Source organism: Streptomyces sp. SD15 (genome assembly GCF_054462255.1).
The window spans coordinates 162,646-188,994 of record NZ_JBTLMO010000003.1; the positions used below are offsets into that span (position 1 = coordinate 162,646).

The 26,349-nt window shown below is 70.4% G+C and carries 19 protein-coding genes and 1 pseudogene; 8 read left to right on the forward strand and 12 right to left on the reverse strand.

The features are described 5' to 3' along the window. The first annotated feature begins 26 nt into the window (after positions 1-26). Positions 27-971, forward strand: coding sequence for an ornithine cyclodeaminase family protein (locus ACX28W_RS04265; protein ID WP_458997389.1), 945 nt, complete (start codon positions 27-29; stop codon positions 969-971). On the opposite strand, the gene ACX28W_RS04270 is transcribed toward ACX28W_RS04265, so the two are convergent. The 4 genes and pseudogenes from ACX28W_RS04270 to ACX28W_RS04285 all read right to left on the reverse strand — a co-directional run bounded on the left by ACX28W_RS04270 (position 917) and on the right by ACX28W_RS04285 (position 4,632). After that, positions 917-1,192, reverse strand: coding sequence for a transposase (locus ACX28W_RS04270; RefSeq protein ID WP_458997390.1), 276 nt, complete (start codon positions 1,190-1,192; stop codon positions 917-919). The two genes, ACX28W_RS04265 and ACX28W_RS04270, sit on opposite strands and share 55 nt — an antisense overlap. Further along, positions 1,168-3,036, reverse strand: coding sequence for a glycoside hydrolase family 5 protein (locus ACX28W_RS04275; protein ID WP_458997391.1), 1,869 nt, complete (start codon positions 3,034-3,036; stop codon positions 1,168-1,170). The genes ACX28W_RS04270 and ACX28W_RS04275 overlap by 25 nt, the downstream gene beginning before the upstream one ends. A gap of 88 nt (positions 3,037-3,124) precedes the next feature. Next, positions 3,125-3,652 (reverse strand): annotated as a pseudogene (locus tag ACX28W_RS04280) (GTP-binding protein); the annotation flags it as partial. Positions 3,653-4,257: 605 nt separating this feature from the next. After that, positions 4,258-4,632, reverse strand: coding sequence for a VOC family protein (locus tag ACX28W_RS04285; protein ID WP_458997392.1), 375 nt, complete (start codon positions 4,630-4,632; stop codon positions 4,258-4,260). Between the two features lie 1,961 nt (positions 4,633-6,593). On the opposite strand from ACX28W_RS04285, the gene ACX28W_RS04290 reads away from it, so the two are divergent. After that, positions 6,594-7,709: an XdhC family protein gene (locus ACX28W_RS04290; protein WP_458997393.1), complete on the forward strand. Its 1,116-nt coding sequence runs from the start codon at positions 6,594-6,596 to the stop codon at positions 7,707-7,709. A gap of 15 nt (positions 7,710-7,724) precedes the next feature. On the opposite strand, the gene ACX28W_RS04295 is transcribed toward ACX28W_RS04290, so the two are convergent. From ACX28W_RS04295 to ACX28W_RS04315, 5 genes are all read right to left on the reverse strand, one after another. After that, positions 7,725-8,255, reverse strand: coding sequence for a metallophosphoesterase family protein (locus ACX28W_RS04295; RefSeq protein WP_458997394.1), 531 nt, complete (start codon positions 8,253-8,255; stop codon positions 7,725-7,727). Between the two features lie 10 nt (positions 8,256-8,265). Then, positions 8,266-8,889 (reverse strand): hypothetical protein, encoded by a 624-nt coding sequence (locus tag ACX28W_RS04300; RefSeq protein WP_458997395.1) that lies wholly within the window; start codon positions 8,887-8,889, stop codon positions 8,266-8,268. Further along, the gene (locus ACX28W_RS04305) at positions 8,868-9,764 is read right to left on the reverse strand and encodes a hypothetical protein (RefSeq protein ID WP_458997396.1); all 897 of its coding nucleotides are present in this window, start codon (positions 9,762-9,764) and stop codon (positions 8,868-8,870) included. Before ACX28W_RS04305 ends, ACX28W_RS04300 begins: the two co-directional genes overlap by 22 nt. 431 nt (positions 9,765-10,195) lie before the next feature. Continuing rightward, positions 10,196-10,486: a cupin domain-containing protein gene (locus ACX28W_RS04310; protein WP_458997397.1), complete on the reverse strand. Its 291-nt coding sequence runs from the start codon at positions 10,484-10,486 to the stop codon at positions 10,196-10,198. Positions 10,487-10,550: 64 nt separating this feature from the next. Next, complete coding sequence (locus ACX28W_RS04315) at positions 10,551-13,001, reverse strand: SpoIIE family protein phosphatase (RefSeq protein ID WP_458997398.1); 2,451 nt, start codon at positions 12,999-13,001, stop codon at positions 10,551-10,553. Between the two features lie 170 nt (positions 13,002-13,171). Between ACX28W_RS04315 and ACX28W_RS04320 the strand changes: the two genes are divergently transcribed. After that, positions 13,172-15,307: a SpoIIE family protein phosphatase gene (locus ACX28W_RS04320; RefSeq protein ID WP_458997399.1), complete on the forward strand. Its 2,136-nt coding sequence runs from the start codon at positions 13,172-13,174 to the stop codon at positions 15,305-15,307. Between the two features lie 123 nt (positions 15,308-15,430). Here ACX28W_RS04320 and ACX28W_RS04325 read toward each other — a convergent pair whose 3' ends face one another. Then, positions 15,431-16,747, reverse strand: coding sequence for a S1 family peptidase (locus ACX28W_RS04325; protein ID WP_458997400.1), 1,317 nt, complete (start codon positions 16,745-16,747; stop codon positions 15,431-15,433). Between the two features lie 729 nt (positions 16,748-17,476). Between ACX28W_RS04325 and ACX28W_RS04330 the strand changes: the two genes are divergently transcribed. From ACX28W_RS04330 to ACX28W_RS04345, 4 genes are all read left to right on the forward strand, one after another. Further along, entirely contained in the window at positions 17,477-17,692 is a 216-nt protein-coding gene (locus ACX28W_RS04330) for a type A2 lantipeptide (protein ID WP_405877391.1), read from the forward strand. Positions 17,693-17,783: 91 nt separating this feature from the next. Continuing rightward, positions 17,784-18,593 (forward strand): HlyD family efflux transporter periplasmic adaptor subunit, encoded by an 810-nt coding sequence (locus ACX28W_RS04335; RefSeq protein WP_458997401.1) that lies wholly within the window; start codon positions 17,784-17,786, stop codon positions 18,591-18,593. Beyond that, a complete protein-coding gene (locus ACX28W_RS04340) occupies positions 18,590-20,812 on the forward strand; it encodes an NHLP family bacteriocin export ABC transporter peptidase/permease/ATPase subunit (RefSeq protein WP_458997402.1) in 2,223 nt (740 codons plus the stop codon). The genes ACX28W_RS04335 and ACX28W_RS04340 overlap by 4 nt, the downstream gene beginning before the upstream one ends. Position 20,813: 1 nt before the next feature. Further along, positions 20,814-23,642: an NHLP bacteriocin export ABC transporter permease/ATPase subunit gene (locus tag ACX28W_RS04345; RefSeq protein WP_458997403.1), complete on the forward strand. Its 2,829-nt coding sequence runs from the start codon at positions 20,814-20,816 to the stop codon at positions 23,640-23,642. Between the two features lie 4 nt (positions 23,643-23,646). On the opposite strand, the gene ACX28W_RS04350 is transcribed toward ACX28W_RS04345, so the two are convergent. Further along, positions 23,647-24,183, reverse strand: a complete 537-nt coding sequence (locus ACX28W_RS04350; RefSeq protein WP_458997404.1) for an SRPBCC family protein — start codon at positions 24,181-24,183, stop codon at positions 23,647-23,649. An 89-nt stretch (positions 24,184-24,272) separates the two neighbouring features. Beyond that, positions 24,273-24,491 carry a hypothetical protein gene (locus tag ACX28W_RS04355; protein ID WP_458997405.1) on the reverse strand — a complete coding sequence of 73 codons (219 nt, stop codon included), beginning with the start codon at positions 24,489-24,491 and terminating at the stop codon, positions 24,273-24,275. Between the two features lie 350 nt (positions 24,492-24,841). Here ACX28W_RS04355 and ACX28W_RS04360 point away from each other — a divergent pair, with 350 nt between their 5' ends. After that, positions 24,842-26,341 carry an MFS transporter gene (locus ACX28W_RS04360; RefSeq protein WP_458997406.1) on the forward strand — a complete coding sequence of 500 codons (1,500 nt, stop codon included), beginning with the start codon at positions 24,842-24,844 and terminating at the stop codon, positions 26,339-26,341. The last annotated feature ends 8 nt before the right edge of the window (positions 26,342-26,349 follow it).

The following is a 26,349-nucleotide window of genomic DNA, read 5'->3' on the forward strand; positions in this document are numbered from 1 at the left end:
CTGAAGCCCAGAGAGATCATGAGTGAATGACCCGCCTACTGACTCGAAGTGACTTGCAGGCCGTGCTGGAGCCGGTGTCTTGCATGGCTGCGCTGCGCGACGGCTTCCGCGCCGCCGCCTCCCCGATAGCCGGACAAAGAATACGTACTGACCTGCCATTTCCCGGAACGGCCACGGCTCTGATCCCCGGTGTGCTGCCTGGCATCAAGGCGTACACGGTGAAAGTCAACGCCAAGTTCCCAGGTGCCCGACCAGCTCTGCGCGGAGTTGTCTGCCTCCACAGTGGTGATGACGGTCGACTTCTCGCGCTGATGGATTCCGCCACCATCACCGCATGGCGCACCGGACTGGCTGCGGCCCTGGGAACCCACCTTCTGGCCAGCCCCGCCTCGGCGGCCGGGTCAGTACTCGGAGTGATCGGCGCAGGCGCGCAGGCCGAGCTCGTGGTGCGTGGTCTGAGTGCCTTGCGACGGCATCGCGAGATCGTCATTCACGACTCGGATCCGGATCGCGCCCACGCCTTCGCCTCACGCCACGACGGCCGCCTCCTGACATCTGCCACACAGGTCGCCGCAGCCGCTGACATCGTCCTGCTCGCCACCTGGTCACGCTCACCGCTGCTCCGGCTGGCCGATACCCGGCCAGGACAGCACATCACAAGCCTAGGAGCCGACGAACCCGGCAAACAGGAACTCGCCGCCGACCTGCTGGAATCTGCACTCCTGGTCGTCGACGACCGAGAACTCGCCGCGACCACAGGCGCGCTGTCGGCCGCCGGCCTTGCGGCCTGGGCTGCCGAGGCCACACTCAGCGAGGTTCTGCGTGGCGACCATCCGGGACGTACCCGCGCGACGGACCGCTCCGTCTACGCGCCTGTCGGACTTCCCTGGCAAGACCTCGCTCTGGCGTGGGTCGCCTACCAGCAGGCAGAGCAGCATGACATCGGACAGAAGATCGACCTGCTCTCCTGACACTTCTCCGGCAGGTAGACCCACTGCGTTCCGGTCTGGAACTTGAAGGCGATCGCGTCGATCACCTCCCGGTGATCCCGCCAGCGGCCGCCCCGCTTCGGCGTCCGGTCCGGGAGTAACGGCTCGATCCGAGCCCACTGCGCGTCTGTTAACGGCACACCCGGACCAAACGACCGACCGATCCAAACGAAACCGCCTAGTTGACCGCCGTCGCGGCCCACGAGGTCAGTTCGGACCGGGCCGCACTCAACAGTTCGGCGGACGGAGCGCTCGCCCCGTTCGTGACCAGCGCGTAGTGCAGGGTTCCCGAGTCCGGTGCGGTGAGCAGGAGGCGGCGACTGCCGGTGCCGCCCGGCTCGGGGGCCACGGCGATCGGTGTGGTCGTGGTGTAGGCGGGCGGGGAGAACGTGGTGCCGAGGTCGGACACCACCGTCGTGGCCGAGGTCGGGAAGGACGCCGGCAGATGGAGTTCGGTGGGCGCGCTGGTGCCGTCGGAGCGCCAGAGCAGCAGGCTGTACTGGCCCGATCCGACCAGCTGGGAGACGCGCGGCAGGGACGACGGAACCGGGTTCCAGGTCAGGGTGGTGGAGCCGTCCCGGGAGCGGTCCTCGTAGGTGAAGGCGACGGTGCTGCCCGAGGTCGCACTCGGGTAGACGCGGTCCAGGAGGCGGGCGTCCTGGCGCAGTACGGCCGTACCGGAGTCGTCGAGGCGTACGGCGGAAAGGTCCTCGTCGTTCCAGGCGTCTCCGGAGGTCAGGACCTTGTCGGGGTTGTTGTTCATCAGCTCGTGGTGACGGCCGTTGTAGATGTCCCACTGCCACTGGGTGCCGGAGAGCACCGGGCCGGAGGACGCCGGCCTGGACCACCAACTCGCGCCCGGCACCCGGGAGTCGAGGGCTTGATACATCGCCTTCAGGACGGTCGGGGCCTTGCCCGCGACCGTTCCCGCCAGCGGATGGCCGAACTCGCTCACGATCGCCGTCGTACCGGCGGCCGAGGCGCGGTCGCGCACCGTCCCGAAGTCGGTGGCGTACTGGCCGTCCTGCGCGTTGCCCCACATCAGGATGCCTGAGATCGCCTTCTGGTCGTAGAAGTGCGTGTTGAACACATAGCGCGGGCCCAGTGTGCCCGCGTCCAGCAGGCCGCCCTCCTGCTTCTGCGTGTCGATGTTGGCGTTCCAGAAGAGGTTCGGTTCGACGAAGGCGGGCTTGTCCTGCCAGCCGGCCGCGTCCATCCGGGCCCGGAACTTCACATAGAACGGCCAGAGCACATCCCGTTCCCACATGCGGCTGGTCTGCCCGGAGGAGTAGGTGCCCGCGTGCGGCTCGTTGAACGGGTCGAAGCCGACGAGACCCGCGAACTGGGCGGTGGTGAGGTGCTGTCTGACGTAGGTCATGGTGGCCTGGGCAGTGGTGAGGAAGGCGTCCTGGAGGCCGTACGCGTTGTGCCAGAAGTCGTACGACGCCTTTGTCACGGCCCCGTTCTGGGTGATGTTCTGGCCCCAGAAGATGCAGATCCCGCAGGACTCGCTGGGGTAATTACCGGCATCCACAGCCCACTTGGGGGCGCCGTCGCCGGTGTACCAGCTGCCCGTGTTGAAGAGGTAGCGGGAGTAGAGGTCCTGGTGGAAGTCGGGGTACACGCGGATTCCGACGTCGAGGAAGGCGCGCATCTGGTCGGTGGCCGCGGCGAGGTAGGTGGTGTCGACCTGTCCGCGTACGGGTTCGGCGTAGGCCCAGGAAAGCAGGAAGCGTACGGAGTTGCCACCGCCGAGGGCGCGCAGGGCCGACGCGGACTTCTTGGCGTCGGCGACCGAGGCGAAGGGCAGTCCCTTGTTCTCCGCCAGCTTCGTTTCGCCGGAGACGTTGTAGCCGCGCAGGACGACCTCGCGGCCGAGACCGTCGGTGAAGCGGCCGCCGTCGACCGTGAGGGTGGCCGCCGCCGGTGCGTCGAACCACAGGGAGTCGGGGAGTCCGTCCGCGGCGGCGGGCTGTGTGCCCGCCGCCGAGAGGAAGCCGGTGAGGAGTACGAGGACGCCGAGCAGACGCGCACGTAACTTCGACATGTTCACAACAGTCGCGGCTGCATCAGGGGGCGTCAACACCTCTGACTCCAGAGTAAGTTTCAGCTTTTGCGACCTTGGGCCCCTGCCTTTACGCGCCGACCCGCCGTGTCACGTTCAGCAGGTACTCCTTCCGGCCGATCGGGTTGAGATCGGTACGCGGTCGGTCGGGGACCGTGCCGGGGTCCACGGGTGCGTAGTGGTCGAAGGCGCATTCCAGGTCGCCCTCACCACGGGTCAGCCCCGGGAGCTGCGGCTCGAGTTCATGCACCTGGGCGACCGGGATCCGCCCCTCCAGCCCGCATGACGCCCCGCGCATCTCGGTGGCTCCCGGTACGGCTCGCTGCTTGGCGAGCACCGGCGGCACCGCTCCCAGCGTGTCCGCCGGGGCCTCCAGGCGGAAACGGTGCATCGGCTCGTACACGCGTGTGCCCGCTTCCCGCAGCGCGCTCATCACCACCAGCGGTGTCAGGCTCCGGAAGTCGGCGCCCGTGCCGGACATGCTCTTGTCGAGATTGGGGTCCTTTCCGTTGAACTCGACCGACGCTCCGGTTCCGACCGGCCGTTCGATGCAGAGGGGTGTGGTCCCGTGGAACAGGACGTCGACGCCGAATTCGTCGTAGCCCTTGCCGCGGGAGGACGGCAGCAGTCCCAGCCCGATGTGCGCGGACCGGTTGTGGTTGTCGATGCTCCACAGCGACGCGGTGCCGAGCAGCGTGCCGCCGTCCAGCTCCACCACGGAGAACGGGACGTGCCACTGTTCCTTGTCGCCCACCACGAGCAGCGAGTCCTTCGAGCCGGGCGTGATCGGCCGCCACGGCCGGCCTTCGGACCGCGAGGAGTTGATCACGTCGTCGTAGAGCTCGGCCTGCAGGATCGGGATGTCGTCCTCGTGCCGGGCCCTGAGCCCGACCTTGCTGCCCTTTAGTATGCAAGCTTCCTATCCGACCGGGCTGGCCGGCGGCAAACCAATAAAAGATCGCCTCATTTGGTGTAGAGGCGGTAGCAGATGAGGGTGCTGGCGAGGTCGCTCGCGCACCGGGACCAATCGACTTCTACAGCACATTGCACAAACCCACTGCGCAAACCCACCACACCCGCGTCGACGCGCTGGTGCTGGCCGTGTCGCTGGGCTGCGCCTGGCTGATCGAACCCGGGCCGAAGTCCCCGCCCGACGGCCGATCCTGACGCCGCGCCTCAGTGACTGCGATGGGCCCGGTGGATTCAGTGGAGGCAGAGGCAGAACGGATGGCCGGCCGGGTCCGCGTAAATCCGCCAGTTGGCCTCCGGGCGGAGCTGGTCCGTCCGCTCCAGCACGGTCGCGCCGAGGGTGAGCGCCCGCTTCTCCTCGCCGTCGAGGTCGTCCACGTCGAAGTCCAGGTGGAGCTGCTGCGGGCGCTGCTGGCCGGGCCATTCGGGCGGTCGGTAGCCGTCCACCCGCTGGCAGGCCAGCGGCGTCCCCTCGAACCCGTGCACCTCGACCCAGTCGGGATCCTCCGGGTCCGCGACCACCCGGCCGCCGAGCAGATCCGCGTAGAACTCCGCGAGCCGTACCGGATCGGCGCAGTCCAGCGCGACCGCCTGCAGCTTTCGAATCACTTCCGACACCCCTCGCTCTTCAGCCGCTTCCGCGACGTCCCCGTACGGGAGGGGTCGTACCCGCCGCGGCGGCGGGCATGCGCGGCGGTACGCCGGACCGCCGCCGCGCTTCACCGAAAGGGGAGGCAGCGGCAGGATCTGCCATCCGCTACGCGAACGCCGCCCGCTCAATCCTCGAACCGGACCCCGAACAACAACCGCCCTGAGCACCCACATCACGAACGAATAAGGCACATTACATAAACCCATACCCAAGCCCCGAATGCGCCGCACCCCCAGCCCGTCAACGACCCCAACTCCCCAAACCGGGCTCCCGAAAACTTCCACCCCCATTGCACGCAGAGCCACCCTTTCCACCGAAGTTCAACCCAAAGAAGTTTCAGTTCCGCTGAACTTCGGGCGGTCCATCGACCTCGGCTGGTCCCGCACGGACTGTGTCCGTTACCTGACCTCCATCGGCCTGGCAGAAACACCCAAGTCGAGTTGTCTCGGCTGTCCTATGTGGAATCGACCGGGTCTAGCCTGCAGTCATGGCCCCCATCCCATGGGGCAAGTTCCCCACTGTCGCGGAACATCAACTGGCCCATCGGTGGTTGCAGTTCACAGCGAACATCGGTCGGGCACCGAACACGATCGACGCGTACGGGCGGGCGGTCGAGGACCATCTGCGATTCTGTACCGCGGGAGGCATCGACCCGCTGTTGGCCCCTGCGGACGCCATCGCCGCCTGGATCAGGGCCATGCTGGACCGGCCTGTGAAACGACGGTCGAAGGGGCCTCGCCAGGGCGAGACGGGTCTGGCGAACGCGACGATCCAGCAGCGTCTGGTGGCCGTCCGTTCGTACTACGAGTACCTGGTGGAAGACGGGCTGCGTGAGCAGAACCCGGTCCGCCGAGGACAGGCAAGCCGCGGCGGTCGCAGAGCCCGGCAGGGCCTCGTGCGGCGCATCGAACAGGCACCCTGGATCCCCAACGAACAGGTCTGGCAACGGATTCTGGCCGCCGCGGCCGAGGAATCACTGCGCAACCGGCTGTTGATCACGCTCGCCTACGACGGCGCACTGCGCCGCGAAGAGCTCGTCCAGCTCCACGGGCACGTACAACATCCACAACGACGCGCCGCAGGAGGGTGGCGTCTATCCGCGGACCAACAGCATCCTCTCGCTCGGGCTGGTGCACCTGCTGTTCCAGGGGCTGATCGACATGAGCAGGGACCTGGGCATCAACGACTCGCTCATCCCCACCTGGCAGCACATCGACAGCGACCTCGCGCCGCTGCCCACGATGACGAGAAACGGTCAGACCGTCTTCCGGCAGACCTCGGAAGGCTCCGGCTGGGTCAGCGACGGCAACGACGTCGCCATCCAGGCCGTCTACCCCGGCCTCCAAGCCGGACTGAACAGCCCGGCAGACCTGCTCCAGACCGCGCGGAACACCGTCACGCAGCTGAACAACTGGCACAGCGACAACTCCCCGGCCACCTTGTACGAGGCCGCGGACTTGGTCGGCTACAACCCCAGCACGCTGATGGAGGAAATCCGGTTGGTGGGCCGGCGCCTGCCGTCGGCCCACCTCTGCGGAGCGTCGGTGGTTCCTGCTGGGCGGCGGCTGCGACCCCGGCGAATCCCCCCTGTGGGACGCCGCCAGCGAGAGGTACTCCCGCCGCCGGGCCCGCTCGGCAACCACCGTCACCGCCGCCGACCTGCTCGACGAGGCGGCCGACCCCACAGCCGCACATCTTCTGAAGGTCGCCGACGTCGACACCGGCGCCCCGCCGCCCGACCGGTGGGGCGACCACCTCGCGCTGTGGGCAGCGCGCCGCGCCGGCAACGGCGCCACGCGGCCGCTTGCGCAGTGCGTGGTGAGGCCCCGGTTACGCACCCCTGGCCGCCGGGAGGGCGGCGGCGGTGAGAGGAGCGGAACCTTGAGTGAGACGCACCCTGCGGAGAGCGGAGCGAGCCATGCGTGAGATCCTCCCGGCGCTGCATCGGTGGTACACGGCGGGGTCCCCGTTCGGGCTCGCCACGGTGGTCGCGGTCAGCCGCAGCGCGCCCCGCGACCCGGGAGCCGCCATGGCCGTGGGGCCCGGCGACGAGGTCGTGGGCAGTGTCTCGGGCGGCTGTGTCGAGGGGGCGGTCTTCGAGCTGGCCCAGGAGGTGGTCGAGTGCGGCGAGACACGCCTCGCGACCTTCGGATACAGCGATGAGGACGCGTTCGCGGTCGGGCTCACCTGCGGCGGCGAGATCACGCTGCTCGTCCGCCGGGTGACGCCCGCCGAGGATCCCTCCTTCGGCGCGGTGGCCGAGTCGGTGGCCGCCGGACGCCCGGTGACCGTGGCGACGGTGATCGGCGGCCCGGCGCCGCGCGGGGCCACGCTCGCCGTCTGGCCCGACCAGGTCTCCGGCTCCCTCGGGGCGACCGGTCTCGACGTGGCCGTCACCGCCGACGCCCGCGGCGAACTGGCGCAGGGCGCCACCGGACAGCGGCACTACGGTCCGAACGGCGAGCGCCGCGAGGACGCCGTCGCCGTCTTCCTCCACTCCTTCGCGCCGCCGCCGCGCATGCTGGTCTTCGGCGCGATCGACTACGCGGCCGCGGTCGCCCGCATCGGCGACTTCCTCGGCTACCGCGTCACCGTGTGCGACGCCCGCCCGGTCTTCGCCACGCCGAAGCGGTTCCCCGAAGGCGTGGAGGTCGTCGTCGACTGGCCGCACCGCTATCTGAGCGCTACGACGACCGACGCGCGCACGGTGATCTGCGTCCTCACCCACGACCTCAAGTTCGACGTGCCCCTGCTGGAGGCGGCGCTGCGCCGCCCCGCCGCGTACATCGGGGCGATGGGCAGCCGACGTACCCACGAGGACCGGATGCAACGGCTGCGGGACGCCGGGCTCGACGAGCGCGAGCTGTCACGGCTGCGTTCGCCGGTCGGGCTCGACCTGGGCGCGCGTACACCGGAGGAAGTGGCCGTGTCCGTCGCCGCGGAGATCGTCGCGCTGCGGTGGGGCGGCAGCGGGACGCCGCTGACGGCGACGGGCGGCGCGATCCATCCACGGCACCTCGAACCAGGGAGCTAGGGCCTGTCCGGCGGATCATGCCGGAGACGCGGGGGCTGGCACACCGGTGCGGGGCGAAAGCCGGTGCAGGGTCACGTCGGCCAACTGCCCGTCGGCCACGGTCGCGGTCATGTACGTGCAGTGGGGCTGGCGACGACGGTCGGTCGGGGAGCCCGGGTTGAGGAGGCGCAGGCCGGTCTCCGTGGTGGTGTCCCACGGGATGTGGCTGTGGCCGAAGACCAGGACGTCGAGGTCGGGGTAGCGCTCGGCGCAGCGCCACTCGCGGCCCTGGGCGGCTCCGGTCTCGTGGACGACTCCGAGGCGTAGGCCGTCGAGTTCCACGCGGGCGACCTCGGGGAGGCGGGCGCGCAGGGCCGCGCCGTCGTTGTTGCCGTACACCCCGACGACCCTGCGCGCACGCTCCTCCAGGAGATCGAGGGTGGCGGTGTCCACCCAGTCGCCCGCGTGGACGACGACGTCGGCGCGCGGAAGTTCGGCCAACAACTGCGGGGGCAATTCCTTGGCCCGCTTGGGGAGGTGGGTGTCGGACATGAGGAGCAGACGCACGGCGTTCAGGCTATGTCCTGTCGTCCAGGGGTGTCGCCGCGAGTCGGCGGATCGTGTCCGCGTCCCATGCCGGGTTCGCGGCGGCCGCGTGGGCCAGTTCCTCGTCGTCGAGGAGTTCCGTCAGCCGGGGTGGCGGGAGGTTCGGGTGGCGTGCCAGGGCAGCCCGTACGGCGGGGTCCGGGTCCCGGGTGAGGCGTTCCGCGGTTGCCGGAGCTGTCTCGAGGTCGAGCGCGACCGAGGCGCGGACCTCGGGGTCCTCGTGGTCGGCGAAGGCGGCCAGTCCGGTGGTCGGGAAGTTCGGCCGGGTGGTGAGATGGGCGCGCTCCGGGCCGGTGTACTCCAGGAAGCTGCGCAGCAGGAGGGGCGCCGGGGCGTGCGGATGGTTCTGGGCCAGCAACACGCGTACGCCGAGGTCCTCGTCGGCGGCCAGGCGTGCCACGAGGTCCGGCGGCAGCGAGTGGTCCCCGGCCGCTTTCCGGCGTAGCAGCGGGTGGGCGGAGAGTGCGTCGCGGCGAACGTCCTCGGGGGCCGGGGTCACCTCGGGCGTGTGTCGGAAGCAGAAGCCGCAGTCCATGGGGACCTTGTAGTCGATCGCGGCCCGCTCCTTCTCGCTCAGCTCGGGGTGCACGGACACCGCCAGTCGCACCTTCGGGTCGGGGTCCACGGCGAGTGCGCGGCGCTCAGCGGGCCGAGGTCCGCGCGGGACGCGATCCTCCTCCGTACCTCCGGGTCCGGATCGGCGGCCAGGAGGACCACCACGTCGGTGGGGAGGCTGGGGTTGGCGGCGATCGTCGCCCGCTCTTCCTCTCTGGCCGGAGCGGCGAGGACGCTGTCCACGACTGCTCTGCTGAGGGCCCGGTTGCGCAGGATGTCGGTGCGTGTGTGGCAGGGCCTCGCGGGCAACTCCCTCTCCATGCACGCCGGATCCTCGTAGCGCTGGTGCCGCTGCGCCCGCTCCCGGACATCGGCGTCGGGGTCCGCCAGCAGCGCGGCCCGCGCATCGGCGGACAGCACTGACCATCTGCCGACCCCCCAACAGCGGACCTTCGCGACCGGATGCGTGTGCATGGACCGTCTCAGCCCGGTGGAGATCTGCTGGTAGAAGCCGAGGCTGCCCATGTGTTCGTCGTCGTACGTGCTGATCATGTGCACGATGGCCTCGTCGGGCAGCGGCCTGGGCCGTGCGGGGCTGGGCATCCGGGGCCCCTCGGCGAGGTGGGCGCGGACGAACCACTCCGGGTCGTCGATCAGCCGTGCCCGCTGGGCCGGATCGACGTGCGGGTTACGGGCGAAGAAGCTGCGGGTGTATGTGTCGGGGTGCTCGATCACGGCATCGACGACGGCGTCGGGCAGGATCCGGTCCCGGCACAGCACCATCCGTACGGCGAGCGGACCGTCGGCAAGCAGGCGCAGCAGGACGTCCTGCGGCGCGGACGGGTTGAGCGCCAGCCCGGCGAGCCGTCGGGTGGGCAGATCGGCGTCGTCCCCTATCTGATCCGGCGTCTGCATGCCTGGTGCCCCCCGTGTCGACCGGCCCCCTCTGGAGCGTCTGGTCCGCGACCTTATCCGCCTGACCGGCCCCGGACGTGAGGTTGAGCCGAAGGCCGTGTTCACGTGCTGCGAGGCCCAGCTATCAGGGCCTCGCAGTGCCGGGGGCCACAATCATCGTCATGTGGAGGAGAAGGAAGCACGACAAGCCGCAACGGCGACGAGATACCTGGTGCGCATCGGCGGCCGAAGGGGAAGTACGAGGATGTCTGACGCCACCTGAGCAGGCGGATGGCCGGTCGAGGGCCGGCGGCGAACGGGGGGCGTTACTTGCCGTCGTACTCCTCGTCGGTGACGAGGTCGCCCCACTCGGTGGCGCCGCCCCCGTCGCCCTGGAATTCCACCATGGCGAGGTGGATCATGAAGTGCTCGCGGGCTGCGCCGTGCCAGTGTCACTCGCCCGGCGGCGTGTAGACGGTGTCGCCGGGGCGCATGACGATGAGCTTGCCGCCGCGTGCCCGGACCAGGCCGATGCCCTCGGTGACGTGCAGGGGCTGTCCGAGGAGATGGCGGTGCCAGGCGCCGCGGGTGCGGAGAGGCCCGCGGAGGCTCGCGGTACGGATCGTCGGTTCCAGTCGCTGCTCATTGCCGACATGGCTGGCGTCCTTTCTCCTTCGGATGCCGCCGCGGCATGCGCTGCCGTGGCGGTCGTCCGTGGCGAGGGGCGGGTCGGTCGAGGCCATCCCGGGAGGACAACATCCAGGCGCGTGGGGTGCCCTGTCACACCAGGGAGTCGAAGAAACGAGCTCAGTCCAGAAGGATCTCGCTCCACACCTGCTTGCCGCCACTGACCGGCACCGTGCCCCAGGCCGCCGACATGGCCTCGACGAGGAGGATGCCGCGGCCGCCGGTGGCCTCCCAGCCGATGCTGGTGGGCTTGACCGGTGTCCGTGGTGAGGAGTCGGCGACGGCGATCCGCAGGCGGTGGTTGATGAGCGTGAGGTCGAATCGGACCGGACCGTCGGTGTGCACGAGGGCGTTGGTGACGAGTTCGGAGACGACGAGGAGTGCGGCGTCGATCTCGTCGCCGACGCCCCAGGCGCGCAGGGTGCGCCGGGTGAAGCGGCGGGCGTGCCGGACCGCCTCGGGGACGCGCCAGACCGTCCAGGTCTCGCGCAGCGGGCGCACGGCCAAGCCGTCGTAGCGCATGAGGAGAAGGGCGACGTCGTCGCTGCGGTTGGCGCCCGTGAGGAGTCCGTCCGCCACCACTCCGAGGTGTGCGGGGTCGGAGGCGGCGAGCTCCCCGGCGAGCCGGTCCAGGCCGTCCTCGATGTCGACCTCGACGGATTCGACGAGCCCGTCCGTGGTCAGGGCCACGATCGTGCCGGGCTGGAGCCGCAGCGGGCTCATCGGGAAGTCGGCCTGCAGGACCACGCCGAGCGGCGGCCCGCCCTCGGACTGGACGACCTCCGTACCGCCGTCCGGGTGGCGCAGCACCGGTGGATGGTGTCCGGCGCGTACGCACCAGGCGGAGCCCTCCTCCATATCCACGTCGACGTAGCAGCAGGTGGCGAAGAGGTCGGTCTCGAGGTCCATGAGGAGGCGGTTGGCGTGCGAGACGACGACGTCCGGGGGGTGGCCCTCCACGGCGTACGCGCGTAGCGCCGTGCGCATCTGGCCCATCAGCGTCGCAGCCGAGGCGTTGTGTCCCTGGACGTCGCCGATGACGAGGGCGACGTGGTTGTCGGGCAGCGGGATCACGTCATACCAGTCGCCGCCGACCTCCAGGCCCGCCGTGGTGGGCAGATAGCGGGCCACGGCGACCGCTCCGGGGAGCTTGGGCAGCCTGCGCGGGAGCAGGGTGCGCTGGAGCATGCCGATCAGCTCGTGTTCGGCGTCGAAGGCGCGGGCACGCACCAGGGCCTGGCCGGCGAGGCCCGCGGACGCGGTGAGCAGGGCGCGTTCGTCGGTACCGAACTCGTGCGGGGCGTCCCAGCCGATCAGGCAGGCGCCGGCGATGCGTCCACCGGCGGGCAGCGGGAGGACGGCGAGACCGCCGGGACCCACGTCGGCGAGCGCAGGTTCCAGGGGTGCCCCGGCGGGCCAGACGGCGGGGCGCCCCTCTCTGAGGGCCGCCTCGAGCGTCGGCATGGAACGTACTGGCGCGTCGGGCCACTCCGAGCGCCACTCGGAGCGCCACAGGTCGGGCCAGGCATCCGCTTCGGGCGGGTCGAGGACGGTGACGACCAGGCGGTCTCCCTCGAGCTCGGCGAGGGCGATCCGGTCGGCCTGGAGGGGCGTCCGCAGCGCGGCGACCACGGCCCGGCCGACGTCGCGGACGGTGCCCGCGGTGGCGAGGGCGGCGGCGAGCCGCTGGACGCGAGCCACGTCGTTGACGCCGGGGCGCAGTTCGGAGGTGTCGGAGACCGTGCCCACCAGCCGGGCCGGGCGGCCCTCACCGCCGGGCAGGAGGCGGCCGCGCAGCCGTAGCCACTTCTGCTCGCCGGAGGGCTGCAGGATGCGGAACTCCAGCTCGCGGTCGCCGATGGACATGTGGTCCGCCTCCACCACGGACATCAGCGAGGGCAGGTCCTCCGGGACGGTGAACGACAGCAGGGTCTCGACCTTGCCGTCGAATTCGGCCGGGCCCAGGCCGAACAGCTCCAGCATCTCGTCGTCGACCTCGACGTGCCCGGTGTCCATGGCGAGGTCGAACGAGCTGGCCGGCCGTTCGTCGTGGTCGGCCGCGGCGGCGGCGGCGGCGGGGGGCGGGGAGACCCCGGCCTCGGCGATCAGCGCCAGGCATGCCCGGTTCTCGGGGTCGAATCCGCCTGGCTTCTCGCTGACGGCGACCAGGCAGCCGGCGTCCCGCAGCGGCAGGACGGCCAGCCAGAAGTCCTGGGACGGCAGCCGACGGGCATCGGCGCAGCGGCCCAGTTCCGCCGGGCCGAACCACCGCGGGCGGCCCGAGCGCTGTACGTCCGCCGCGAGGGATGTGCCGGTGAGGGGATAGCTGTCGCGCAGCCCGTAGAGCGTCCTGGGCACGCCGACGGACTCGGCCAGGCAGAGTTCGTCACCGCTCTGTGTGGGCGAGTACACCACGACGATGGTCGCGTCGGCGAAGACGAGGGCCTGTTCGAGGAGGCGGCGCAGCCGTTCACCCGGTTCCAGGTCCGTGGTGAGCGTCTTGAGGGCAAGTTCGGCACGCAGCGTTCTCGTTCCGCGTTCCGTCGCGCCCTGACTTGCCACGTCCGTCATTACAGCGCTTCCGGGGCGCTCGCGCAGCCCCTGTGACCGTTCCGAGGCCGTCGGGCCTGCGACGGAGCCCAGCAGCCGCACCCCGCGGCGGGCGTGTGCTCGCCGTGCGGAAAGGGTGGTCAAGGGGGAGCCTTGATCCCTGGGACCTTGTCGCGCGGCCCTGCTAGGAGGTGGTCGGCGTGTCCGACGGGCAGGGGTCCGAGCGGGAGCCGGCCGAAGGTGCGGCGCCGGTCGAACGGCCGCTGCTGTCGTTGACGCTGGCCTCTCTGATGGACGACGTGCACGCTGACTCGGGCGGGGTGTATCTGCTGGCGTCCGGCGAGCCCGTCTTGGAGTTGGCGGTGATGGCAGGCATGCCCAGGGCGTTCGCCTCGCCGTGGGCGCGAGTGGGGCTCAACACCCCGATTCCGGTCGCCGCGGCGGTGCGCGAGCGTCGGCCGATCTGGGTCAGCGGCGAGGAGGAGATGGCCCGCCGCTTTCCCCGGGTCGCCGTGGTCCTGCCCTATCCCTTCGCGCTGGCAGCCCTGCCGGTGGCGACCGAGAAGACCACGTACGGCGCCGTCTTCCTGCTCTGGCCCGGCGCCCATCCGCCGGAGCTGTACGACCGGGTCCGCGGCCGTATCACCGCGGCCTGCGACCGGCTCGCGCTGCACCTGGAACGGGCGGCGGAAGAGGACCGGCCGGTCCACCCCGAGCCGGATCTACTCGTCGGCCCGCTCGGCGCGGCGGAGGCGACGCGGATGGTGGCCCGGCTGCCGTACGGGCTGTGCGCACTGGACCTGAACGGGCGGGTCAGCTTCGCCAACGCGGCGACGGGCGAGTTGCTCGGCGTCCCGGTCGGTGATCTGCTGGGCACCCGGCTGTGGGAGTCCGTGCCCTGGCTGGACGACCCCGTCCACGCGGACCGATACCGCGGCGCGCTGATCAGCCAGCAAGTGACGTCGTTCATGGCGCTGCGGCCGCCGGGCGACTGGCTGTCGTTCCGTCTCTATCCCAGTACGAACGGGGTGAGCATCCGTATCTCCCGGGCCCGGCCTGTGTCCAGGTCGAGCCGCGGCGGGGCGCAGGACGGCGACGACGCCACCCCGGGTCTGGTGACCATCTCCCATGTGCTCAGCCTGGCCAGCGCGCTCACCGAGGCGGCGAGTGTGCAGGACGTGGTGCAGCTGGTCGCGGACGAGATCGCGCCCGCCGCGGGAAGCCAGGCCCTGGCCGTCCTCGGTTCACGGGCGGGCCGCCTGCATGTGCTCGGACACCATGGGTACCCGGACGCGCACATCGTGGAGCGCTTCGAGGGGCTGCCGCTCAGCGAGCACACGCCGGGCACCCAGGCCCTGAACACCGGGGTGCCGGCCTTCTTCGGCTCCCGTCAGCAGTTGGAGCTCCTCTATCCGGCCCGGAGCGCGACAGCCGACGGCATGGCCGCGTGGGCGTATCTGCCGCTGATCGCGTCCGGACGTCCGGTGGGCACCTGCGTCCTCGGGTACGCGCAGCCGCACACCTTCCCGGCGGACGAGCGGGCGGTGCTGACGAGCCTGAGCAGTCTGATCGCGCAGGCGCTGGAGCGGGCCCTCCTCTACGACGCCAAGCTGCAGCTGGCGCACGGTCTGCAGGCCGCACTACTGCCGCACTCACTGCCTTCGCTGCCCTCGATCGAGGCGGCCGCACGTTATCTCCCGGCCACCCAGGGCATGGACATCGGCGGCGACTTCTACGACCTGGTGCCCTCGCACGGGCGGGCCGCGGCGGTCATCGGAGACGTCCAGGGCCACAACGTGACGGCGGCGGGGCTGATGGGGCAGCTCCGTACCGCCGTACGCGCGTACACGACCGTCGGTCAGCCACCGGAGGAGGTCATGCGCAGCACCAACCGGATGCTGATCGACCTGGGTACCGAGCTGTTCGCGAGCTGCCTGTATCTGTGGCTCGACCCCGCGCGCGAGGTGGCCGTCATGGCGCGGGCGGGTCACCCGCCCCCGCTGCTGCGGCGGCCGGACGGCCGGGTGCGGGTGCTGGACCTGGCCGGAGGGCCGCTGCTGGGGATCGACGCCGCCGCCACCTATCCGACGACCGAGGTCCCGCTCGTCCCAGGTTCCGTGCTCGCCCTCTACACCGACGGCCTGATCGAGTCCCCCGGCGTGGACATCGAGGACGCCCTGGCCGACCTCGGGCGGTGGCTCGCCGAGGGCGACGACCTGCCGTTGGACGCGCTGGCCGACAGCCTGGTCCAGCGGAGCCAGACGGCGACGGGGGAGCGACGCGACGACGTCGCGCTGCTCCTGCTGCGGGCGCGACCGCACGACTGAGGCAACTCTCAGGGCGGTTACGCCAACAGTGCGGTCCGGCCCTCCCGCCGGAGGGCCGGACCTTTCCACTGTCGACCGGGACCGTTGTTCCGCGGCCAGGTCAGTGGCTGTGCGTCACCGGCGTCACGGGGTCGTGGTGACCAGGCCGGAGCCGTCGTCCACACCGGTGCCGGAGTCGTCACCCGCGGCGCCCGACTCCTCGGCGCCGGCCCCGGCCTCGTCACCCACCGCGGGGTCGCTGGGCTCGGCGCTCACGTCGCCGGCGTCACCCGCGCCACCCTCGGCGTCACCCGCGCCACCTTCCGCGTCACCCGCGCCGCCGATGGCGTCACCCGCTCCCAGCGTCGCGCCGACCGCCTCCAGCGCGGTGGTCACGGGCTGGAAGAAGGTCTCGCCGCCCACGGTGCAGTCACCGCTGCCGCCCGAGGTCAAGCCGATCGCGCTGCCGTCCTGGGTGAACAGCGAGCCGCCGCTGTCGCCCGGTTCGGCGCACACGTTGGTCTGAATGAGACCGGTGACCGTGCCCTCCGGGTAGTTCACGGTGGCGTCGAGTCCGGTGACGGTGCCGTCGAACAGACCGGTGGTGCTGCCCATCCGGAAGACCTCTTGGCCCACCGCGGCGTCGGCGGCCTGGTTGATCTCGACGGTCTGGCCGTCTCCGACGTTGACCACGCTGTTGGTCACCGTGGCCGGGTCGTCGTACTTGACGAGGGCGAAGTCGCCGTCGCCGGGGAAGGTGGCCTGGTCGACGGTGGCGATCGGCTCGCCGTCCTGCGCGTCCGACCACGCGGCCGCGGCGACACCGCAGTGGCCCGCGGTCAGGAAGGCGGGGCTGCCGTCGCCCGCGGTGACGTTGAAGCCCAGCGAGCAGCGGGCTCCGCCGCCGAAGATGGCGTCGCCGCCGTCCACGAACGTCTTGAACGTACCGGCGGACTTCTTGACGGTGGCCACGCCGGAGCCGAGCGAGTCGACGGTCGACGTCAGCTGGTCCCACTTCGCACCTGTGACGGTGCTGTCGGCGGTCACCTGTATCTGGTTCGTCTTGGGGTCGACGGACCATGCGGTGCCGGGGATGGTCGCGTCCGTCTTCAGCGTCTTGGCCGCGGTCTCGAGGGTGGCCAGGCTGTTGTCCACGCTGCGCGGGACGGCTCCGGCGCTCTCGATCACCTGGACGACACTGCTGTTGTCGCCGACGACGTTGATGATGACCTGCTGCTTCGCGGCGTCGTAGTAGGCGCCACCGAAGGCCTCACCGAGCTGGGAGGCGAGGAGGGCAGCGAGGTCCGAGGCGTCCGCGGCCTTCAGCGTCTTGGGCGCGGCGTCGGTCGCGTCGGTCTGGGACGCGTTGGCGTTGGGCAGCAGCAGGGCCGCCGCTCCGAGCGCCGCGACGCTTCCTACAGCCAGTGCGGCCTTGCGCTTGGGAATCCTTTTGTGACTCAACTCTTGACCTCCTGGGGACGGGGTCGATGCCGCCGTCCGGCAGCTGATTAGGGGGGCGCCTGGATGCTTGTTGGTACGCGTGAGCCGCGTGGGTTGTTCAACTGCCCTGAAGAAAGACAGGAGTTGCATCGACGAAAGGTGCGGATTGCCAGGCAATCGGGCCTTTCCACCGCCCCCGGGAGCTCGACCTGGACCTGTCGACCGACACGGCGCGCGCGAGCACCGTGTACGCGCCCTTCGGCCGAACAGCACACAGTCCGCGACCAGTTGGTGACGTTCCGTCTCTCCACCGGATCGGAATCCCTGCTTCAGGGAATCTGCACATCGAATACGCAGGCGCGTCACGGCGTGCGACAGATCTGCACAGTCGCGCGGGCCGCTCCGCGCCATTGCGGTGGGACTGTCCCTTTCGCTCGCGGGGCGGCAAGGGCCGGCCCAGGACTTTGCTGTGCAGCATGTGAAGAACTGACCGTCGAGACGTGCGCACACCTGCACGGTTGGACCGCGACGGCGTTCAAATTCCCAGGTGAGAGCCCTGGTTGATTGGATGCGTACCCCGCGACCGTGCTTTGATCCGTTGCACCGCGGAGGTCGCAGCAAAGCTCCCGGGAACGGGGACCACACGGTTCCCGCAAACGGGTGCCGCACCCCCGCGGTGGCGGCCGTCACTGTCCCCAGAGGGGGCCGCTCTACCCCCTTATGAATACCCATACGAAGGGAAGTTCCATCATGAACTCCACCCCCCGTGTTGAGACCGCCGAGATCTCGGACGCCGACCTCGACAACGTCTCCGGCGGCCTGTCGCTGAACGCCGTTGGCACCGTCACCGGCCTGGTCGACGGCATCGCCCCGGTCTCCGGCCTCGTGGGCACCGTCGTCGGCACCGTCGAGGGCGTGACCGGTCTGAACACCGCCCCGGTCACCGGCCTGGTTGCCGGTCTCTGATCGCAGGTATGTGCCGTTGAGTCCCGGAACCACTCCCCGGTTCCGGGACTCTCGGATGCCGTAAATCTCTCGAACAGGTGAGGGAAGTACCGTGCAGTTCCGCCAACAGGCCCTCGCCAAGCTGCAGTCGCCCGAAGAGCTCGACCTTCCGGTGCGCTTCGCTCGCCCACAGGGCTGGCTGGTGCTGTCCGTGACGGTGGTCGTCATGGCGGCCGCCTCCGTCTGGGCGGTGACGGGCACCGTGGCGTCCACGGTCAGCGCCCCCGCCATCCTCACCCACGGGCAGGGCAGTTACGTCTTGCAGAGCCCGGTCGCCGGTCAGGTCACCGCGGTCCTCGCCAAAGAGGGCGAACAGCTCGCCGCGAACGCCCCGGTACTGAAGGTCCGTACCGCAGAGGGCGAAACGGCTGTCGTACGCACGGTCGCCGCGGGCCGCGTCACCGCGCTCGCCGCCACCATCGGCGCGATCATCTCCACCGGCGCGAACGTCGCCGCTGTCGAGAAGGTCGCGGACGCCGACGATCCGCTGTACGCGACGGTCTACGTCCCCGCCGAGAGCGCCTCCACGATCCCCGCGAACGCCGCGGTCGACCTCACCGTCCAGTCGGTGCCGACCCAGCAGTACGGGGTGCTGCGCGGCCATGTGAAGGCGGTCGGCCGGAGTGTGCAGACCCAACAGCAGATCGCCTCGTTCCTCGGTGACAGCCAGCTCGGCGAGCAGTTCACCAAGAAGGGCAGGCCGGTGGCCGTCCTGGTCCGCCTCGACCGTTCGTCCGGCACCGAGAGCGGCCTCAAGTGGTCCTCGATGGACGGACCACCGTACGCGCTGACCTCCATGACCCTGGCCACGGGTGCGATCCGTCTGGCCGACCAGCGCCCGATCGATTGGCTCCTGCCGTGACCGCCGCACAGGACACCCGGGGCAGGCGCCGCTCCGCCCCGCCGAAGCGCACGACTCCCAAGGGCCGGGGCAAGACCGTCCGTACCCCCACCGTGCTCCAGATGGAGGCCGTGGAGTGCGGCGCGGCCTCCCTCGCCATGGTGCTCGGCCACTATGGGCGCCACCTCCCCCTCGAGGAGCTGCGCATCGCGTGCGGTGTCTCCAGGGACGGCTCACGCGCCAGCAACCTCCTGAAGGCGGCGCGCAGTTACGGCCTCACGGCCAAGGGCATGCAGATGGACACGGCCGCGCTCGCCGAGGTGAAGGCGCCCGCGATCCTGTTCTGGGAGTTCAACCACTACGTCGTGTACGACGGCATGGGCCGCCGCTTCGGACGTCGCGGCGTGCATATCAACGACCCCGGCAAGGGCCGCCGTTTCATCCCGATGGAGGACTTCGACACCAGTTTCACCGGTGTGGTCCTGGTCATGGAGCCGGGGCCCGACTTCCGCAGGGGCGGCCGCAAGCCGGGCGTCCTCGGTGCCATGCCGGCCCGGCTGCGCGGCACTTCGGGCACGATGCCCGCGGCCGTGCTGGCGAGCCTGCTGCTGGTGGCGGTCGGCGCGGCGGTGCCGGCGCTCAGCCGGACGTACATCGACAGCTATCTGATCGGTGGTCAGACCTCACTGCTCGGCGTGCTGTTCGCGTCGATGGGCGCCTCCGTGGTGCTCACGGTGGTGCTGACCTGGCTGCAACAGGCGAATCTGCTGCACGGCCGCATCATCTCCTCGACGCTCTCCAGCGCCCGCTTCCTGCGCCATCTGCTGCGGCTGCCTGTCACCTTCTTCTCCCAGCGCAGCCCGGCCGACCTGGTGCAGCGGCTCCAGTCGAACGACGCGGTGGCCGAGACCCTGGCCCGCGACCTGGCGGCGGCGGGCGTGGACGCGATCGTGATCGTCCTCTACGCCGTGCTGCTCTACACCTACGATCCGCAGCTCACGGCCGTGGGTATCGGTGTCGCGCTGCTGAACGTGGTGGCGATGCGGGTGGTGATCCGGCTGCGCGCGACCCGCACCGCGAAGCTGCGCGCGGACAGCGCCCGCCTCACCAACACGGCGTACACCGGGCTTCAGTTGATCGAGACGATGAAGGCGACCGGCGGGGAGGACGGCTACTTCCGCAAGTGGGCCGGGCAGCACGCCACCACGCTGGAGGAGGAGCAACGCCTCGGTGTGCCGAGCGCCTGGCTGGGCGTGGTCGCGCCGACGCTCGCGACGCTCAACTCCGCGCTGATTCTGTGGATCGGCGGTCTGCGAGCGATCGAGGGCCACATCTCGGTCGGTCTGCTGGTCGCCTTCCAGGCTCTCGTCACCCGCTTCACCGCGCCGCTCACCCGGCTCAACGGCGTCGCGGGCCGTATCCAGGACTTCGCGGCCGACGTCGCGCGCCTCAAGGACGTCGAGAACTTCCAGGCCGACCCGCTGTACGCCCGCTCCGGCAGCGGCGATTCCACCCGCCGCCTGCACGGCCATGTCGAGCTGGAGAACATCACGTTCGGCTACAGCCCGCTGGACAAGCCCCTGCTCACCGGCTTCTCGCTGACGGTCGGCCCGGGCCAGCAGGTCGCGCTGGTCGGCGGCTCGGGAAGCGGCAAGTCGACGGTTTCCCGGCTGATTTCGGGACTGTACGCCCCGTGGGAGGGGGTGATCCGCATCGACGGGCAGCGTCTGGAGGACATCCCGCGCGGCGCGCTCGCGGCCTCCGTCTCCTTCGTCGACCAGGACGTCTTCCTCTTCGAGGGGACGGTCCGCGACAACGTGGCGCTGTGGGACCCCTCGATCCCCGACGACGCGGTGGTCGCGGCGCTGGAGGACGCGGCGCTGTACGACGTGGTCATGCGTCGCCCCGGTGGCATCCACAGCCGGGTCGAGCAGGACGGGCACAACTTCTCCGGCGGCCAGCGGCAGCGCCTCGAGATCGCACGGGCGTTGGTGCGCAGGCCCAGCATCCTGGTCCTCGACGAGGTGACGAGCGCGCTGGACGCGGAGACCGAGCAGACCGTCATCGACAACCTGCGCAAGCGCGGCTGCGCCTGTGTGGTGATCGCGCACCGGCTCAGCACCGTGCGCGACAGTGACGAGATCGTGGTGCTCCAGCACGGCACGATCGTGGAACGCGGGCGGCACGACGCCCTGGTCGCGGCCGGCGGTCCGTACGCCGAGCTGGTCAAGGAGCGATGAGATGACCACGGTTCACGAGGGCGCACGCGAGGGAGATCTCGTCCTCGGCGCGCTCGGCGGTATGGGCACGCCGATCGACTGCTCCGGGCTCAACCGCCTTGACCTGGAAGGCCCGCAGGTGCTGTGGCTCGTCGCGGCGGGCGCCATGGACCTGTTCGCGGTCGACGCCGTGCAGCAGGGCCACTGGCACCACCTCGGCCGCCTCGAAGCGGGCTCGCTGCTGCTCGGCCCGGTCGCGGGGCCCCAGCACACGCTCGTCGGACGGCCGCTCAGAGACTGTGCGGTGCGCCGGATCGTGCTGCGCGAGCTGTACCAGCCCGTCGACACCCAGACCTGGTCCTACGACGAGTACGGCAACCCCCAGTACGTACCCCCGACTTCGAGCCCACTGGAGTACGCCCTCGCCCTCGGCGTCGGCCGCAGCCTCTCCATCCTCTTCCAGGCGCCGATGGCCACGGAGAACGCCGCCGCGCTCACCGACGACGACGTCTTCTGGATGCAGGTGCCGCCCGGGAGCGTGCAGTACGGCTCGCTGTACGGCGCGGAGGCCGCGGCCGACCTGCTGATGGACTCGGCGGTCTGGCAGGGCATGGTCGACCAGCAGTACCGACTGCTGGCCACGCTCGACCGCTGGATCGAGCGGGTCGAGGCCGGCCACGAGGACCGTACGGCGGCGGGCATCAAGGCGGGCGAGGCCGTCCGCGCCCAGGCCGACCGGACGCTGCTGGCGTCCATCGGAAAGCCGTCGGCGAAGCGCCCGACCACGGCCGACACGGACGCCTCCTACGCGGCCTGCAAGCTGGTCGCCCGCGCGGCCGGGATCACGCTCGCGGAGCCGTCGCACAGCGGCGCGGAGAGCGATCGGCTCGACCCGGTCGAGCGGATCGCGCTCGCCTCGCGCGTGCGCACCCGCGCGGTGCGCCTCGACGGGCGCTGGTGGCGGGACAACGTCGGCCCGCTGGTGGGCCACCGGGCCGTGTCGGGGACACCGGTCGCGCTGCTGTGGCGGCGCGGCGGATACGTGGCCGTACAACCGTCCTCTGGCCGGGAGACGCCGGTCGAGAAAGCCAACGCAGGGGAGTTCGAGCCGCGGGCCGTGATGTTCTACCGCCCGCTTCCCGAGAGTCGGCTCAGTCCGCTGCGGCTGCTGCGCTTCTGTCTCCAGGGCACGGGCGGCGATCTGCGCAATCTCGCGATCAGCGGGCTGGTGACCGTCGCGATCGGCGCGCTGGTGCCGATCGCCACCGGCAAGGTGCTCGGCGAGTACGTGCCGAAGGCCCAGCACAGCCTCATCGTGCAGGTCTGCCTGGCCATCATGATCACCAGCGTGGTGTCGGCGGCATTCATGCTGCTGCAGAACCTCACCATCCTGCGGATGGAGGGGCGGATCGAGGCCACCCTCCAACCGGCCGTGTGGGACCGGCTGCTGCGGCTGCCGACCAAGTTCTTCACCTCCCGCTCGACCGGTGAACTGGCCAGCGCCGCGATGGGCATCAGCGCGATCCGCCGGCTCCTCGCGGGCGTCGGCCCGACACTCGCGCAGGCGGGCACGGTCGGCGCGATGAACCTGGGCCTGCTGCTCTGGTTCAGCGTGCCCCTGGCGCTGGCCGCGATCGGCATGCTCGTCGTCATCGCGGCCGGGTTCCTGGGGCTCGGCCTGTGGCAGGTGCGCTGGCAGCGGCGGCTGGTGGTGCTGAGCAACAAGCTGAACAACCAGGCGTTCCAGACCCTGCGGGGCCTGCCCAAGCTGCGGGTCGCCGCCGCCGAGAACTACGCGTACGCCGCCTGGGCGGGTGAGTTCGCGCGCAGCCGTGAGCTCCAGCAGAAGGTCGGTCGCATCAAGAACCTGACGACGGTGATGGGCGCGGTGTATCTGCCGCTCTGCTCGCTGTTGATGTTCATGCTGCTGGCGGGCCCGGCGAGCGGTTCTCTTTCGGCCGCCGACTTCCTCACCTTCAACACGTCGATGACGATGCTGTTGACCTCGGTCACCCAGATCACCGGCGCGTTCGTCTCGGCGGCGGCCGCGCTGCCGATGTTCGAGGAGATCAAGCCGGTGCTCGACGCGACGCCCGAGGTGCGGGGAGCCAGCACCCGCCCCGGCGTCCTCTCCGGTGGCATCGAGGCCCGGAGGCTCTCCTTCCGGTACTCCGACGACGGTCCGCTGGTCCTGGACGACGTGTCGTTCGACATCAGGCCGGGCGAGTTCGTGGCGATCGTCGGCCCCAGCGGCTGCGGCAAGTCCACCCTGCTGCGGCTGCTGATCGGCTTCGACAAGCCGGTCTCGGGCAGTGTGCTGTACGACGGCCAGGATCTGGCCGCCCTCGACCAGTCCGCTGTACGCCGTCAATGCGGAGTGGTGCTCCAGCACGCGCAGCCGTTCACCGGGTCGATCCTGGACTGCATCTGCGGCACCGAGCCGTACACGCCCGAGGAGGCGATGGCGGCGGCCCAGATGGCGGGGCTCGCCGAGGACATCAAGCGGATGCCGATGGGCCTGCACACGATCGTCTCCGGCAGTGGAGCGATCTCCGGCGGTCAGCGTCAGCGCCTGATGATCGCCCAGGCGCTGATCCGCCGCCCCCGCATCCTCTTCTTCGACGAGGCGACCAGCGCCCTGGACAACGAGACCCAGCGCACGGTCATCGAAAGCACCCGGGCTCTCAACGCCACTCGGGTCGTGATCGCGCACCGCCTGTCCACGGTGATGGACGCGGACCGGGTCATCGTGATGGAGGACGGCCGGGTCGCCCAGCAGGGCCCGCCCGCGCAGCTCCTCGCGGACACGGGCGGGCGGTTGCACGAGTTGGTGCGGCGGCAGATGCGGTAGGTGGTCAGTCGAGACCCGGGACCGGGGCACCCGAGGGGACGCCGGCCTCGACATAGCCGCGGTAGATCTCCTTCCAGGGAGCCGTGGCTCCGGCGTGTGGCCCTTCGACGCGCTCACCCCGCGCCGTCGCGTCGAGGGCGGCGAGACACACCTCCCAGCCGGCGGCGTTGCGGGCCGCGGTGTTCTCTGCCGCGAGGATGTCGGTGAGCGTGAAGAACGTGCGCTTCTCCTCGAGTGCTTCGAGATCGAAGCACAGCTCGTCGCCGCCCCAGTCGAAGGAGAGGTGCCGGGGCGGGTCGACGGCGATGACATGTCCGGTGGAGTCGGCCGCGTGCGGGTCGCCGCTGAACGTGATCGTGCCGCCGGGCCGCAGCTCGATCTCGGGGCGGGACGGGAACCATCCGGCGAGCTCGTCCGCATCGGTCACGAATCGCCAGACTCGGTCGACGGGGTGTTCGTAGGTGCGGCTGAAACGGACGGCGGGGCGGCCGTCGTCGAGGGTTAGACAGGTGCCGGTGCGGGCGATGGGGTCGACGGGCATGGTGGCTCAGTCCTTCGGGGAGGGGTCTTCCGGGGGGTTCGGCTTCTGGGGAAGGGGTCGGCTTCCGGGGAAGGGGCTTGTGTGGTCCTTCAGTTCGTCGCGCCCCGCCAGTACTCGGGCACCCCCGAGCCGCGGCTGTACATCTCCGTAGCGAGTACCCGTACGGCCGCCGCGAAGCCCGCGGGGCGCGGCAGGAATTCCAGGTGGATGCCGGGGAGCTCCACCCACGGCACGCCGATCCGCCGCGCGATCTCGACCGAGGGCCGGGCGTAGTACGTGCCACGGTCGGCCGAGCCCGCGCCCAGCACGATCGGAAACGGGGCCGCCGTCGGCGCGGCCTCGTGGTGGCCAGGCGTCTCCCCCGGCTCCGCCGATGAGCAGCAGCGCGGGCCCGCCGCCGCGCACCTCGTAGGAGAGCTCGGCCCCGTCGACGTCGTACCTGCCCGTGCGCATCCCTGGACTCCGCTCCTGTGCCCCGAGTCGCGGACTCGTCGCCGCAGCAGAAGCCTCCCTCGCGATCAACTGTGACGTCCACCTCACACGCCACCGCTAGCGAAACGTTGCCGTTTCGCTAGAACTGATCTAGCCTCCACGCGTACGAAACAGTTTCGTTTACGTTCTCATTGCCTTTGAGCGACTTCCCTGGAGTGGTTCTCCCATGCCCCAAACCCTGGCCGAGGGGGCCCGCAAGGGCTCCGTGGACGCGCGGTCCGCGCCATCGTCGAAGCGGTGGTGGATCCTCGCGATCATCGGCATCGCCCAGCTGATGGTCGTCCTCGACGCCACCATCGTGAACATCGCCCTGCCGTCCGCACAGGCGGACCTCGGCTTCTCCGACGGCAACCGGCAGTGGATCGTCACGGCCTACTCCCTGGCCTTCGCCTCCCTGCTGCTGCTCGGCGGGCGCATCGCCGACCTCTTCGGCCGCAAGCCCGCCTTCCTCGTCGGTATCGCCGGTTTCGCCGGCGCCTCCGTGCTCGGCGGCGCCTCCACCAGCTTCGGCATGCTGGTCACCGCACGCGCCCTGCAGGGTGTCTTCGGCGCGCTGCTCGCGCCCGCCGCGCTCTCGCTGCTGAACACGACGTTCACCGACGCGAAGGAGCGCGCCAAGGCGTTCAGCGTCTACGGCGCGATCGCCGGCGCGGGTGGTGCGATCGGGCTGCTGCTCGGCGGCCTGCTGACCGACGCGCTCGACTGGCGCTGGACGCTGTACGTCAACATCGTCTTCGCGATCGCCGCCTTCGCCGGCGGCTGGATGCTGCTGAGCAACCGCCGGGACGCGGCGAACTCCAAGCTGGACCTGCCAGGCACGCTGTTGGTCTCCTCCGGTCTCTTCACCCTCGTCTACGGCTTCTCCAACGCCGAGACACACGACTGGAGTTCGCCCCAGACATGGGGCTTCCTGGCGGCCGGCGGCATTCTGCTGAGCGCGTTCGCCTGGTGGCAGACCCGGGCCGAGCACCCGCTGCTGCCGTTGCGCGTACTGCTCGACCGCAACCGTGCCGCCTCGTTCGTCACCGTGCTGATCACCGGCGCGGGTATGTTCGGCGTCTTCCTCTTCCTCACCTACTACCTGCAGCTGAACCTGGGCTTCAGCCCGACCAGAACCGGTGTCGCCTTCCTGCCGATGATGGCGGCCCTGATGGTCATGGCGCAGGTCTCCACCACCGTCCTGGTGCCGCGGATCGGCCCCAAGGCCGTCATCCCCGCGGGCTTCGCGATCGCGGTGGCCGGTATGGCCTGGCTGACCGGCATCGGTGTCGGCTCGGACTTCTCGACCGCCGTGCTGCCGCAGTTGCTCCTGATCGGCGCGGGCCTCGGCATGGTGATGCCGCCCGCCATGTCGCTGGCCACGAGCGGGATCGCGGCCGAGGACGCGGGTGTCGCCTCGGCGACGGTCAACACCATGCAGCAAGTGGGCGGTTCGATCGGCACCGCACTGCTGAACACGCTGGCCGCGAGCGCTGCGACGAGCTACCTGTCCGGCAAGGACGCGACCGACAAACTGGTCCAGGCCCAGTCGACGATCGAGAGCTACACCACCACCTTCTGGTGGTCGGCCGGATTCTTCGCCGCGGGCGCGTTGATCACCGTCCTGCTCTACCGCCGCGGCACTCAGGAGCCGGACCTGGACGCCGTACGGGCCGTTCACATGTGACCGTCCGT